At 42.1% G+C, this 14,838-nt stretch carries 10 protein-coding genes; 7 read left to right on the top strand and 3 right to left on the bottom strand.

Features of this window, described 5'->3' with window-relative positions; all coding sequences use genetic code 11:
- Positions 1-64 precede the first annotated feature (64 nt).
- The 3 genes from NSQ50_RS07540 to NSQ50_RS07550 all read left to right on the top strand — a co-directional run bounded on the left by NSQ50_RS07540 (position 65) and on the right by NSQ50_RS07550 (position 2,671).
- Positions 65-772 carry a DUF421 domain-containing protein gene (locus tag NSQ50_RS07540; RefSeq protein ID WP_036675649.1) on the top strand — a complete coding sequence of 236 codons (708 nt, stop codon included), beginning with the start codon at positions 65-67 and terminating at the stop codon, positions 770-772.
- A 108-nt stretch (positions 773-880) separates the two neighbouring features.
- On the top strand, positions 881-2,377 hold the full coding sequence (locus NSQ50_RS07545) for an alpha-N-arabinofuranosidase (protein WP_076224467.1): 1,497 nt from the start codon (positions 881-883) through the stop codon (positions 2,375-2,377).
- A 12-nt stretch (positions 2,378-2,389) separates the two neighbouring features.
- Positions 2,390-2,671: a DUF6171 family protein gene (locus NSQ50_RS07550; protein ID WP_076100542.1), complete on the top strand. Its 282-nt coding sequence runs from the start codon at positions 2,390-2,392 to the stop codon at positions 2,669-2,671.
- A 49-nt stretch (positions 2,672-2,720) separates the two neighbouring features.
- On the opposite strand, the gene NSQ50_RS07555 is transcribed toward NSQ50_RS07550, so the two are convergent.
- From NSQ50_RS07555 to NSQ50_RS07565, 3 genes are all read right to left on the bottom strand, one after another.
- Positions 2,721-3,635 (bottom strand): ArsR/SmtB family transcription factor, encoded by a 915-nt coding sequence (locus tag NSQ50_RS07555; protein WP_076100540.1) that lies wholly within the window; start codon positions 3,633-3,635, stop codon positions 2,721-2,723.
- Between the two features lie 194 nt (positions 3,636-3,829).
- Positions 3,830-8,629 (bottom strand): LamG-like jellyroll fold domain-containing protein, encoded by a 4,800-nt coding sequence (locus NSQ50_RS07560; protein ID WP_076224464.1) that lies wholly within the window; start codon positions 8,627-8,629, stop codon positions 3,830-3,832.
- A 482-nt stretch (positions 8,630-9,111) separates the two neighbouring features.
- Positions 9,112-10,017 (bottom strand): ArsR/SmtB family transcription factor, encoded by a 906-nt coding sequence (locus tag NSQ50_RS07565; protein WP_036675644.1) that lies wholly within the window; start codon positions 10,015-10,017, stop codon positions 9,112-9,114.
- A 276-nt stretch (positions 10,018-10,293) separates the two neighbouring features.
- On the opposite strand from NSQ50_RS07565, the gene NSQ50_RS07570 reads away from it, so the two are divergent.
- The 4 genes from NSQ50_RS07570 (at position 10,294) to NSQ50_RS07585 (ending at position 14,510) form a co-directional block, all read left to right on the top strand.
- Entirely contained in the window at positions 10,294-11,538 is a 1,245-nt protein-coding gene (locus tag NSQ50_RS07570) for an extracellular solute-binding protein (RefSeq protein WP_036675642.1), read from the top strand.
- Between the two features lie 79 nt (positions 11,539-11,617).
- Positions 11,618-12,496, top strand: coding sequence for a carbohydrate ABC transporter permease (locus tag NSQ50_RS07575; protein WP_036675641.1), 879 nt, complete (start codon positions 11,618-11,620; stop codon positions 12,494-12,496).
- Between the two features lie 54 nt (positions 12,497-12,550).
- The gene (locus tag NSQ50_RS07580; protein ID WP_036675639.1) at positions 12,551-13,447 is read left to right on the top strand and encodes a carbohydrate ABC transporter permease; all 897 of its coding nucleotides are present in this window, start codon (positions 12,551-12,553) and stop codon (positions 13,445-13,447) included.
- A gap of 103 nt (positions 13,448-13,550) precedes the next feature.
- Complete coding sequence (locus tag NSQ50_RS07585; RefSeq protein ID WP_038569499.1) at positions 13,551-14,510, top strand: glycoside hydrolase family 43 protein; 960 nt, start codon at positions 13,551-13,553, stop codon at positions 14,508-14,510.
- Positions 14,511-14,838 lie beyond the last annotated feature (328 nt).

Below are 14,838 nucleotides of genomic sequence, written 5' to 3' on the forward strand. Positions count from 1 at the left end.
GGCACGTTTCATTTCACCTTAGTTTGTGAATAATGGAGGATTGAATAGGAAGGGAGCATTAGAGATGCAGGTGTATATGGACATTGTGCTTCGGGCCTTTGTTGCTATGATCATGCTTTTGCTGATCGCCAAAATATTGGGAAAACAAACGTTATCTAACTTGACCTTCCACGATTTCGTGACGGGTATTATATTGGGCTCAATAGCCGCGAACCTGGCGTTTAATAAACAGTTGCATTCTTCCTACATGATCCTGGCGCTTATAGTCGTTACCGTTACATCTTTTTTACTATCTGTCATCGCTTTAAAAAGTCGTAAAATGAGAAGCTGGATTTCAGGTTCACCCACTGTACTTATTGAGGATGGGAAAATTCTTGAGCAAAATATGAAAAAGGTAAGGTATTCGTTGGACTCTTTGGATCAGGCATTGAGAGAGAAGGAAATTTTTAATCTAGAGGTAGTAGAATACGCTGTGCTGGAAGATAACGGAATGGTATCTGTATTAAAGAAACAAGAGTACCAATATGTTACCCGAAAAGATCTAAAGCTGTTGTCCGTTCCTCAGAGCTTTCCCGTTGAATTGATTATGGATGGAATAATGCTCGCAGATAATCTTAAGGATAATGGCCTGACCCAAGAGTGGCTGGAGAACGAGTTAAGACGTAAGGGAAAACAAATTTCTGATGTGTTTTACGGGGTAAGAGGAACGCAGCAGCAGCTCATTTTTGACTATTATGAAGACGGGATAAAGAAACCTATTGATAAAGAATAGCTTTTATTCATATTGGAGATTGACGGATGCCTAAGCAGCGTCTTATAATGTTTATATAATTATTAATTAGTTAATAAAAATATAAACGTTGAGAGGCGGTATTTAACCATGGCAGAACGTGCGATCCTTAATACTGACATTCGCAAAGGGACGATTAACAGAAATATTTACGGACATTTTTCTGAGCATCTAGGCCGTTGTATTTATGAAGGGATTTGGGTTGGAGAAGATTCAACTATTCCTAACACCAACGGCATTCGTAATGATGTCGTGAAAGCGCTTAAGGAAATTAAAATTCCTGTACTTCGCTGGCCAGGCGGCTGTTTCGCGGATGAATATCACTGGAAAGATGGTATCGGAGCCCGTGAAGGTCGTAAACGTATGATCAACACTCACTGGGGCGGAACGGTTGAGAACAACCATTTTGGTACACATGAATTCATGGAATTATGTGAGATGCTGGAATGTGAGCCTTACATTAACGGTAATGTGGGCAGTGGTACCGTTCAAGAGATGTCCGAATGGGTGGAGTATTTAACCTTTGAAGGCGTATCTCCAATGTCCGAGCTTCGCCAGCAGAATGGCCATCAAGAGCCTTGGGCTGTGACTTATTTTGGCGTGGGGAATGAGAACTGGGGCTGCGGCGGGAATATGCGTCCAGAATATTATGCAGATCTTTATCGCCAATATCAGACGTATGTACGTAATTACGGGGACAATCGTATTCACCGGATTGCTTGTGGTCCTAACGTGGATGATTATCACTGGATGGAGGTTCTGATGCGTGAGGCAACACGCTTTATGGACTCGATTACCCTGCATTATTATACAATCCCTGGTCCAGCATGGGAGAATAAAGGTGCAGCTACAGGCTTTGAAACGAGTGAATGGTTTAGTACATTAGAGAAAGCCCTTCGCATGGATGAGCTGATCACCAGACATGGCGTTATTATGGATAAATATGATCCGGATAAAAGAGTAGGCCTTATCGTAGATGAGTGGGGAACTTGGTATGATGTAGAGCCGGGAACGAATCCAGGATTCCTGTATCAACAAAATTCAATTCGGGATGCTCTTGTGGCAGGCGTGACCTTGAATATTTTCCATAAACATAGTGACCGGGTACGGATGGCAAATATTGCGCAGACGATTAACGTACTTCAGGCAGTTATATTGACCGAAGGGGAAAAGATGGTGCTGACTCCTACGTATCATGTGTTCAATATGTTTAAAGTCCATCAGGATGCGGAGTTGCTGGATTTGGCACTGGAAAGTGGCACTTACAGCTTTGAAGGCCGTGAGATTCCTGAAGTATCTGCTTCGGCTTCCGTAACTGCTTCTGGAATCATTCATGTCAGCCTTTGCAACTTGAACCATGCAGCTTCTGCTACTGTACCACTCGAGCTTCGTGGTCTTTCCGGGAAGAAGGTTGAAGTGACAGGCACAACACTTGCCGGTGACAAAATTGATGCTCACAATACCTTCAGCCAACCGGAGGCAGTAGTGCCGCAAGCCTTCACTGCCTTTACTCTGGAGGGCGATCTTCTTAATGTTGAACTGCCTCCAATGTCAGTAACTGTGCTGGAGATTACGCCGAAGGCTTAAGGTGGTGTTACCATGTCAACAACATCAACATGCAAGGGATGCAGAGAGGATTATAAAGTTACGCCAACGCAGATTAATCGTATCTTGTCTTCTTCCATGTTTAAGCCAGAGTTTTGTGTTCCAGATGAAGTTTACGCTGAACGGGTTGCCCTTTGTGGGACTTGCCCTAAGCTGCACGAAGGGGTAACTTGCGTCGCTTGCGGCTGCATCATCCCCGTAGTAGCCAAGCTTAAGGAACGTAGTTGTCCATTACCCGGGGGTGGCTTGTGGGGCCCCTTTATCGAAAAGAATTAAGCTAAAATAAGAGCCGCATTCGACTCTCCAATGGGAGGTGAATGCGGCTTTATTCTTGGTTATCCGTATAGAACAATTCAACGATTAGATCTTCATTGTAATTTCCAAAACCTTTGCCAAAAAGAGTAATCCCGCCAATATGCTCGGCATCTTCATCTACGGAAAGCTTAAAAGACCACTGTTTGTCACGGATATTCACTTGATCAAGGGTAACTTCTGAGAGCTTCAAACCATCCATAAATGTACCTTTTGCTGTAATGCGCAGCTGCTTGAGCAAGCCGTATTGGTTCGTGAGTGCTGGCCACCAGGCCGGTGTATATTTACCACGGCTATCCCCGTAGTCACCAGGACTTGTCCAGAATCCAAGCTTCACTCCGTTCAGAGTGAATGTGATATCCGAAGGCCAATTATTATTAATGGAAGGTGCTTCGGAAGCAATTTCCATGGTTATAATCAATTCCTCAGGATGCTGGCTGGAGAGTAGGAAATTAGGGATTTTATATTCAATAAATCCTTTGCCGAACCAAAGAATCCCCGCATTCATACGCTCAAGATCCCAGAAATATCGGGGATCATCAAAACTGCCGATCACTTTCTCAGTAGTTGCAAGACCACAGGTGGGCTCGATCAGGAAGTCGGAATAATGTCCAACCGGAATTTCCTTACGATAACTTTTGCGCTCATTGATTTGTCTGCCTGGAAAGGTGATTTCTGCTCCTTCAGCAGCTAGAGTACAGATCTTTTGCAGACCACTTCGACCAGGTGCCATATGCGTCTGGATCAGGCCGGCAGCTTCCAGCTTACGCACATGCATAGTCATAATGGCGCTGCTCAAATTTACTGCTGCGGCCAATTCCTTAACATTCATAGGATTTTCGGCAAGCAAACGCAACATGTGTAGGCGTACTGAGCTGGCTAAAGCTTCATAGACGGGAAGGGATTCTTCCGACAGGTCAAGTTTCATAAATGGCCTCCAATTAAAATTTATGGGCTAATCGCCGATGATTAAGAAATTTATTAATAACAATATAAAAATCGACGTTTATCTCGGACGTATAGTTAATGATTATATTAGTTAAATACTTTTTTTACAATATGGGACTTTAAAAAAAGAACGGAGCCTGTGGCTCCGCTCTCTCTTTTCAAATCAAGTCTTGCTTAATCTACGTTCGAGCTATACTCTGCCTGTACTTCATCTGACTTGAGCGCTCTGCTGTAAATCTTCAGTTCATCAATCATACCCTGAAATGGTGCATCCCAATAGTTGACGCCTAGAGCGAAAACACCATTCTTATTCTTAAAGACATTCGGGAAGCCCTCACCAGAGAACTGCTCTACTCCGTTGAGGTAAACTTTTACGGTTCCATTGCTGACCGTAAACGCAACATGTGTCCATGTATTTACTGGAATCTTCATGGCAGAAATAGCATCATACCAAGCTTCTCCGGACCATAACAACGTTTTACCGCCACCGTTCTGAGGAACGAAGCTAATCCAGCTATTTTTAGTGGCAGCGCCGAAGAAAGTAGTTGTTGCATCTGTAAGTTGTTCAGGGTTTAGCCACATAGATACGGTGTAGGTATTGCTGTCAATTAATCCATCAGGCAAACGGATACCGGAGGTACCGTTGAATATTGCAGCTTGACCGAGGACACCGTTACCGTATGTGATATTGCCTACTGTTGGGCTATCTACTTTTGCTCCTGTAACTTCGCCTTTTCCGTTCAATTGGAAGGAGTCATCCAGGTCGCCATCAAAAGCATAATGAGCTACTTTTCCATCAGTTACATTTACTGTGTAGCTGGCTGAAACTTCGCTTCCATCAGTCGCTGTTGCAGTAATTACAGCTTGGCCACCGACAGTTAGTGCTGTTACTATTCCGCTCGCTGCGTCAACAGCCACTACGCTGGAATCGCTAGAGCTCCAAGTTAGCGCCTTATTTCCGGCATTGGTCGGAAGCACACTTACTTGAGGGGTGAAAGTATTTCCTACAGCTACTGATTTAACAGCTTCACTGAATGAAATATTACTTACTTTGATGTTCGTATCAGGCTCACCGTTTACAAGCCAGCCAACAGCTTCCGCAGACAATGCTCTATCATACACGCGGAATTTATCAACCAAACCTTTGTAGGGTGCATCCCAATAGTTCACACCAAGAGCAAATACGCCGTCTTCTGTATCAAAAATATCTGTGAATCCTTTTCCGGAGGATTTCAATACACCATTTACATACATATTGACTGTTCCAGCATTGTAAGTGAAGGCTACATGCGTCCACTGGTTAACTGGAATTTGTAAGCCTGTATCAGCATCCAGCCAAGTCTCGCTACCGAACCAGAGTCTAGTGGTTGCTCCACCGTTTCCATAAGGCAGGAGACTGAACCAGTTCGTTTCGGTTTTAGCACCGAAGAATACAGGAGTAAAAGCTTTTAATTCGGATGGATTCAGCCACATCCCTACCGAGTATGCGCTACTTTGAATTAATCCGTCAGGTAGACGAACACCGGATTTGCCATCAAACTTGGCTGCCTGACCGTCTTTACCAGCCTCAAAAGTGATGTCTCCATCCTCAGTGTTGTTGATCAGATTTCCGGTGACTATGCCGTCAGCTGTACGATCACCATTTTCTGCAAGGTCGCCATCAAAGTCAAAGGCAGCTACTAAGCCGTCTTCCAGTTGCGTGCTCTTTTTTTCCATAACAACGGCGGTGAAGGTTTTAGTTACTGCGACTTCGCCCAGCTTAATTGTAGCAGTCAGTTCAACTGTAGCGTTTCCAAGTCCAAGTTCAGGACGAGTAACATTACCATTGTTACCAATTACAGCCTCATTGGAAGAGGACCATGAAATTTCTGCTCCGCGCAAGCCTTCCGTAGGGAGGGTGATGTCATCGTATATTTTTCTTGTGTCACCAATACTCAAGCCTGCAGCAATATTGTTCAAAATCTGCTCAACGCTCATCGATTCCATCTGGCTGCCCCAGATAGTGATTCCTTGATCTGACATTGCGGTGAACGTCATAACATGCTGTTGGCGTGAGGAATCCCATTGCTTCACAAATACACCTTTGTAGAGATGTTGTACGGTGTTTCCATTTTCCGTTTCGTTAATAAGCAAATGAGCGAAGTACTCATCCTTCAATTCCCAAGTTCCGGTTAACGATCCAGCGATCGTTCCGTCACTTTTCAGCTCGATATCTACTGTAGGCTTGATGATGCCTGAAACATCTTTGCCGTGGTTAACGAACTGATAAGAGCCGACAACATTATCCCGTGCTACAGCCCCAATAGTTTCACCCGTGTAACGATGTACGGCAGTTACTGGCCAGCCATCTTCGTTAGTGAACATTTGATGCACACGAAGTTCATGTGTTTCACCACGGAGTGGGAAACGAGTGTGGAAGAAGTTAAATATTTTACCCGTTTCATCATCATATTGTACCGAGTTATGTCCTGAGGACACATAACCATACGTTTGGAAATTCGGGTCTGCATTTTGATTTGTAAACATGAAGTTTCCTAATAGCTTATTACCATATGGTGTGTTGTCACCATCGGTAGTTAGAACAGCATTCTGTCCTGCTGCATCCGTATAAGGGCCGTCCGGATTTGTTGAACGGAACTGCCGCATGCTGTAACCGCCTTTGGAGTCAAGTCCACCGTAAGTTACATACAAGAAGTAGTAACCAGTATCCTTGTCGTAAACGATATACGGACCTTCACCCGATTTGGTCATTCCGCCAGAAATATGGGTTCCGAAATAGCGGTCGATAAGACGTCCATCAGCGGTCTTTCCATCTTTGCCTGGATATTTAGGTTCTCCGGTAGCTGGATCAATCTCCAGAATGAATATACCACCTGACCATGAACCATAAGTCATCCAAAGCTTGTTGTCTTTGTCGTAGAAAATAGTTGGGTCAATTGCATTTGTATAGGTTTTGTTTTGGTACAAACCACCTGCATTAAACCAATCTGGATTGACACCTTCCAGCGTTCCATTGCCGATAAGGTCCTTGATATTTGTATTGTCCCATTTCTTATTTACTTTACTGTCACTGTCATAAGCCTCTTCCTTGGTGAAACCGGAATAAATTACGGTATTTCCATAAGTATAAGGCCCTTCGATATTTTGCGAAGTGGCGTAGCCAATCGCCGAACGGATATAAGTAGAAGAAGCGCTGTAATACATCATATAAGCGCCAGTTGTTCCATCAGCGTTCTTATAATCGTTATTCCAGAATACGTCCGGTGCCCAGATGGAGAATCCGCCTTTACTGTCCGAATCGTTCTCGCCAGCCCATTTAAAGGATTCTGCCAGATTCTTGGACAGATCACCAAAAATCACGTTGCCCGGTGTTGTATAACCATTAGTGAACTGTGTCCAGTTCATCAGATCATCTGATTTGGCCGCATCGATATGGGAGCCAAATACATAATAAGTTCCATTATCCACAACCACCGATGGATCATGTACCGAGACATTGGTGAGTGCTGGTGCAGTTGCTCCCGGACTAGGTGTAGCCGTCGGACTAGGCGTAGCCGTCGGATTTGGTGTAGCCGTCGGATTTGGTGTAGCCGTTGGATCTGGTGTAGCAGTTGGAGCCGGAGTAGCTGTAACTTCCGGAGCTGATGTAGCAACAGAACCGCCGTTAGATCCACCAGTACCAGTGGTTGCCGTAGCCGTTGGAGTTGGTGTTTCAAAATGGATTAGCTGACTGTACTTGCTATCAAAGATAACCTTACCCGTGCCTTGGATGGTTAGGATATCGTTGAAACCAAGGATTAGATTCTTGATTTCCGTACCTGCCTCTACACGCAGCTTGGCTTTTTGCTTCAGTGTAACTTCAGCAATACTGCCTGCTGTCAGATGTAGTGTAGGCTCTCCCAACGCTTGAAGCTCAACGGAATCAAAGCTTCCTTTCAGCTTGAGGATGGAATCCTTAGGCAGCGTATTCTCAACAATAACCCGGCTGAAACCTGCCCCCGTTAATGCATCTTCCTCTAGTATTGCACCGGAATGTACGCGTACGTTTGGTACAGCACTTGTGCCTCTAGTAACGACGCGCAGCTTGCCGTTATGTTTATCTACTACCATTTCAGCAGCATTGGAGTCGCTTAGTACGACACTGTTCTCACCGCCACCGGCAACGAATACTTTTCCCTTAACAGTGACATTATTCAGTGTGATATCGCCCTCAGCAATACCTTCGGTAAGGTAGAGATTCCCTGAGATTGTGGAGTTTTTCAACTCTACGCCTGGGCTGCTGATAACCATATTCCGAGTGTTAATCCCCGAATAGCTTCCGCTCTTAGGTGTGATTTCTCCGCCCAGCTTCTCAATCATGCGCAGTGCTTCCGCTCTTGTTACAGCCTGAGTTCCTTTAAAGCTGCCGTCAGTGTAGCCTTGCAGATAACCTTCACCAAGTAAAGACAATACTGCTTCTTGGCTCCATTCTGGCAAATCAGCAGCATCTTTTGGTGCAGAAGTGCCAACAGATGAGTTGAGTTGGAACAGTCTGTATAACATTACTGCAGCTTCTTGACGACTTACTTGCTGTGCGGGTCGGAAGGTGCCATCGCTGTATCCTGTCACATATCCTGCAGCGGTTGCTTTTTGGATATCGCTGTAGTAAGCACCTGTCGTGGAAACATCCGTGAAGCCAATTTCGGCTTTTTCCTGCAAATTAAAGACCCGATTAACCAGAGTAACCCACTCTGCACGGTTGATTTCTTGATTTGGCTTATATATTCCGTTTCCGTAACCCAGAATCAAGCCCTTATCTACCCAAGATTGAAAATCCTTCTGTGCCCAGTGGCCGGAATAATCGGCGATTTGTTGCTGAGTGGATAATGCGACTGATTTGGAATCGCTTGCAGAAGCTGCAGAAATTAATGGAGCAGGCACTAATAGAGTGAGTGCAAGCAGGGAAGCGGTTAGTTTACCAGTAGTTTTTCTCAAATGTATGATCCTCCGATTCTAGTGATGTAGAGCTTGTACACGCGTATTTTTCCAATTCCTCCCTTCTTTACTGAAAAAAATGTAAAACGCTTACATAAATAGCTACTAAAAAAACGCTTTCGTATATGAAAATGGTTTTAATTTATGTATTACTAAACCATAACAAGGAAAACGTTTTATAATGCTCTCATTTTAAGCATGATATCAGCAAATAGTCAAATAGAAATTTATAAATCCGTGAATCTTTTTATATTTTTATAAATTATAAATTCAAAATAGAGGAAAATGATTTAACTACTGGTGATTAATGCTGAAGTGGATAAGAGTGAAATTTGGTGAATGGATGGCTAGGCGGGATATATCAGCAAGGATAAAGAGAGGGGGTAGGGCATAACGGGTGGGGGGGAGCTAAGGAAGAATAGCTAATTAGTTGTTCACCCCCGCAAAAAGAACCAGTTTTGCTTAGAACATAAAAGAAAAATTTACAGATAGTACAATTTGAAAATGATATCTTGATCATGGTTTCCGAATTTTTTCCCGAAAATCGTTGCTCCTCCTACGTGCTTTGCATCTTCCTTCACTTCGATCCGAAAGGTCCAACGGTCACAAGTCGTATCTAAATCCTCAATCGAAACCTGAGACAGCGGGTCACCGTCAATGTAAGTTCCATTGTGGTTTGTAATTCTAATCGTTTTTAGCAATCCGTATTGATTGATATTGTGTGGCCACCATTCCGGTGTGAATTTACCTCTAGCATCAGCGAAATCCCCGGGGCTCGTCCAAGTCCCTAATTCCAAGCCATTCAAAGAAAAGGTGATGTCTGAAGGCCATACGTCATTAGCAAAGGGGAATTCGGAAGAAAGCTCCAAGCTAATTTCAAATTGCTGTAGGGTTTCCTCTTTTTTCAGGAAATTGGCGATATTATATTGCACATAACCTTGAGTGAACCAGAGAATCTCTGCGTCCACTCTTTTAGAATCCATGAAATACTTAGGTTCGTCTACTCTGCCGATAAACTCCTTATCCGTAGCAAGTCCGCAAGTAGGTTTCAGATCATAATCGGTATAATGACCAATCGGCACTGATGTCTCGTAGGAGGCAAAAGAGTGAAAGATTTTCTTCGGGAAGTTAATCTCAATATGATCCACCCTAAGAATTGAAATTTTTTGCATTCCTGATTTACCAGGCACCTTTTCCGTTTTTATGAGCCCTGCATCTTCTAGTTTTTTAATGTGTTTGGTAACGATAGGACTGCTTATTTTAAGTTCTTCTGCCAAATCTTTGATGTTCATCTTATTTTTGGAGAGCAACTGAATAATTTTGATGCGTACTTCACTCGCTAAAGCTTCGTAAACAACAAGAGAGGATTTGTCGATTTCCAACTGCATTTTACCCACTTCTTTCAAAGTTATTTCATATACTGTAAAGTTTATTAATCTATATATAAAGTAACATGAAAGGTAACCGAAGTAAATATAATATCGCTTTCATCTCCGAGAGATGAATCAAAAGGTTAATTAAACGAAAAAAAATTCTATTAAGTTTATTTAAATGTTATTGACTACGCTTTCACAATGAATGTATACTAATCTCAAGTTAATCGTTTTCAAAGAAAGTGAACATGAATGGTTATCTTAACATTACAGCTGCAGGGGGAGAGAGTAATGAAAAAGAAATTTGGAGTTTTATTAGCAACGGTTCTAACATTATCGACAGTTTTGGCAGGATGCGGTGGTAAAGATGATAGTAAGACGATTACGTTCTGGACACCGCTGACCGGTGATGACGGTGCTTATATGGATCAAATTGTTAAAAACTACAATGCAACGAATCCCGAAATTAAAGTAAAACATGTTATTACGGCTGATATGTACACAAAGATTTCTACAGTTTTGGCATCTAGCAAAGGTGTTCCTGATTTAGCAATTATCCATGCTGACCGTGTTCCTGGATTTGTTAAACAAGGTGTACTGGAATCCATGCAAGATACCGTATTGCCAGCACAACCTGAACTGAAAGCTGAAAATTACTTACCACAAGCTTGGAACACTGGTAATATCGATGGAACTCAATACACAGTTCCTCTTGATATTCATAGTAACGTAATGTATTACAATAAAGATTTGCTGAAAAAGTATAATGCTGAATCTTTCTTGGATGATAACGTGGTTACTATTGATGAAATGCTTTCCTTACAAGGTAAATTGGATGAAGGCGATTACGTAGTTAATGATGCTTTGCTGGGCTGGGTTATCTTGGCTCAAATTCAAGATTTGGGCGGCGATATCCAAGTTGATGGAAAACCGGCTGTTAACACCCCTGTCTTTAAACAAGCGTTTGAAAATGTTAAGAAAATCGCCGATGCTGGCCTTATGACTCCATTTGGTGAAGACGGTTACTTGATGTTCCAATCTCAAAATGTACTTTTCTCGACAGACGGAACTTGGAGTTCTACAGCACATGCTGGGGTTGAAGGCTTGAACTTTGGCGTGACCAATGTTTATTCTCCTACTCCTGACAAATTCACCAACAGATCTTCCTCTCACTTGTTCGCTATGTTGAAAAATGATAAGAGAACAGACGAAAAAGAAGTAGGTATTGCTAACTTCTTGGAATATGTTCGTACGAATTCGATGGAATGGGCAAAAGCTGGACAAAACGTAGCTAGTAACGTAGTTAACCAAAGCCCTGAGTACAAAGACTATATGCAATCCTTCTTTACATCTGATGAAAAAGAAATCGAATCCCTTTACATTTACACATATGAATACTACCCATACATTGCGGAAGCTGTAGATACTTACTGTGCGGATATCGTTCGTGGCAACGTTGATATTGATGAGACTTTGGCAACGATGCAAAAATTTGTTGAAGATAAAATTGCGGAAAGCAGCAGTGCAGCAAAATAAAGCAAAATAGAATAGATTGTACGAAGTAATGTGCCATGTTATGGTGCATTACTTTGTGCAAAAGGAGAAATGAATTCCTATGAAAAAGAAAATCAATTGGGCACCTGCTTTCTTTGTAGGTCCGCATGTCATTTTGTTTGCTGTCTTCATTTTATTGCCAACGATTTATGGGATTTATGCTTCATTTACAAAATGGAATTTAATGAGTGATCCGGTATGGGTAGGCTTTGATAACTATAAAGCTATTCTTTTTGACGGCGGATCAACCTTTCATACTCAATTTTTCAGAGGCCTAAAAAACACATTGATTTTCGTTGCTTTGTCTGTTCCGTTGCTGATTATTATTCCATTAATGGTTGCGGTGGCGTTGGAGCATAAAAAAGTTAAAATGAAGAGCTTAATTCAATCTATTCTTTATATTCCTGGCTTGATTTCAATTTCTGCGGCAGCACTGATTTGGCTGTTGATCTTTAATAAGCAACTAGGGATCACTGGTAATCTGTTTGGATCACAAATTGCTTGGCCTGCAAATCAACCCTATGCGTGGATTATTATCATTGTAATTACTTTATGGGGTGGTATTGGGGGCAACATGATTATCTATCGTGCTTCCTTAAGTGGCGTGGCTCAAGAGTTATATGAATCAGCGGAGCTCGATGGTGCGGGTTCAATTAAAAGATTCACCAGTATTACCTTGCCATCTATTCGTTTTCCATTAATTTATACCTTTGTTATGACAACTGCGGGTGCCTTTAATGTATTCGGCCAACCGTTAATGATGACCGATGGTGGACCTCGACAAAGTACACACGTTCTAATGATGTATATTCGTCAATTAGCTTTCGGTAACGGTGAATCCATCGCCGGGATGGCATCAGCTATGGCAGTTTTACTGGGATTAGTTATTTTGGTGATCTCAGCACTGCAATATTATGTAATGAACCGAAATGCTTCATAGGGTTCGCAGAAACTAATTGACTAACAAGGAAATGGAAAAGGTAGGTGTACTAAAATGTCAAACCAGGCAGTAAATCCAGTTGTAAATACAACAGGCAAAATAAAAGGCTCCTCCAGTGTAAGTATTTCAAAATATATATCCTATATATTTCTAGGTATCCTATGTGTGATTTGGATCATTCCTGTTATATTCGGGATTTCCACCTCATTTAGATCACAAACGGAAGTAGTATCCTCGGGCTTTAGACTATTTCCTAAAGAGTGGGTCTTTGAGAACTACGTTACGATCCTAAACAATACTTCTACAGCTCCAATTCTACGTTGGTTAGGTAACTCATTGTTTATTGCTACATCTCACACCATTCTGGTTGTTATTGTTATTTCGATTACAGGTTTTGGTTACACCCGTATTAAGTTTAAAGGAAGAGACACATTGTTCTTTACTTTGCTGGGGATCTCCTTCTTCCCGGGTGTTGTTAACTTGATTCCTTCGTATAAAATCATTGACTCCTTTGGTTGGGTGAACACTTCCTGGGCTATGATTATCCCTGGTCTTGCGGGTATGGGTAATATCTTCTTGGTCAGACAGTTTATGAACGGTATCCCAAAAGAATTAGATGAATCGGCTAAAGTTGATGGTGCAAGTGACTTTAGAATTTTCGCGCAAATTATATTGCCGTTAGTTAAACCAATACTAATTGTTTGCGGATTGTTCTCCTTTACTGGATCTTGGAATGACTTCCTCTGGCCGGTTATCGTGTACACAGACGTAGACAAAATGCCAATTACCGCTGGTTTGCTCTTATTGCAAGACATCTACGGAAACTATCGTATGATCGGACAATTAATGGGCTCGGCAATCATGGCGATTATTCCAACATTGCTGCTATTCGTTTTTGCACAAAAATACTTCGTTCAATCCATCAACCTGAATTCGGGTATCAAAGGTTAGATCGAATGAACTTAAACTTAAATACACCTTGACTTCTTATAGGAAGGGTGTGTTTTGGTGACCTGCAAATATAAAAAAAGAGATAAATATAGGAGTTGTCATTGTGAGAGAATTTAATGTAAAAAATCCACTAGTTGAGCAACGAGCAGATCCTTGGATCTATAAACATACTGATGGTTACTACTATTTCATAGCTTCAGTTCCAGAGTTCGATAGAATTGAGCTTCGCCGTTCTGAATCCATTCAAGGATTGGCTGAGGCTGAAGGAAAGACCATTTGGGTTAAGCATGAAACGGGTTTGATGAGTGCTAATATTTGGGCGCCAGAGATTCATTATATTGATGGAAAATGGTACGTATATTATGCAGCTGCACATACCTCTGATACGAAAGACGGTTTATTTGATCATCGCATGTTTGCGTTAGAAAACCCATCCGCAAATCCTTTAGAAGGTGAATGGGTGGAAAAGGGTCAAATAAAAACAAAATGGGAATCTTTTGCCTTGGATGCAACAACTTTTGAGCATAAAGGAGTTAGATATTACGTTTGGGCACAAAAAGATCCTGCTATCCCTGGCAATTCAAATATTTATATTTCCGAAATGGAGAACCCTTGGACACTAAAAGGTGAGCAGGTGTGCATCACTACTCCTGAATACGATTGGGAAAAAATCGGATTTTTGGTGAATGAAGGCGCGGCAATCCTTAAGCGTAATGGACGCATTTTCATGACTTTCTCAGCTAGTGCAACAGATCACAACTATTGTATGGGATTGTTGACTGCTGATGAGAATAGTGATTTGATGGATCCAAAATCATGGGTCAAGACACCTGAACCTGTGTTTACGACTTCTGAGGAAAACGGCCAATATGGTCCGGGACATAATAGTTTTACTGTCTCTGAGGATGGCACACAGGATATCCTTGTTTTCCATGCTAGAAGCTATAAGGAAATTGTCGGTGATCCGCTTTACGATCCGAATCGTCACGCACGTGTGCAAGTAATCCAGTGGAATGAAGACGGAACGCCAAACTTTGGTGTACCTAGACCGGATACGAAATAAAAAGGGATTTGTCGCATAAAACAACAGAGCAATGATTCTCCCAGAGGTGGAGAAACACTGCTCTGTTGTTTTTTATAAGAGTCATAGTTATAACCCTCCTGAGGCTTAAGGACTCAGCTGACGCTATTTGTAAATTTTTGGACATTTGAGCAAGGTTGCGGACCCCAGTGCAGCTATTCCTTTAGAAAAGGTTCATTTTTGCTGTTCTTCAAGCTAATAACGACTTTAGGGTCCGTTAGGTACGCAAATTTGTGATAAAGTTGCATTTAAGGTCAACGGTGTCCGATAGTTGCTTCGGGAATGCGTAAAAGCGAGTTGATCAAATGAG

Origin of the sequence: Paenibacillus sp. FSL R10-2788, assembly GCF_038003885.1 — a bacterium.
GTDB classification, from domain to species: domain Bacteria; phylum Bacillota; class Bacilli; order Paenibacillales; family Paenibacillaceae; genus Paenibacillus_AQ; species Paenibacillus_AQ odorifer.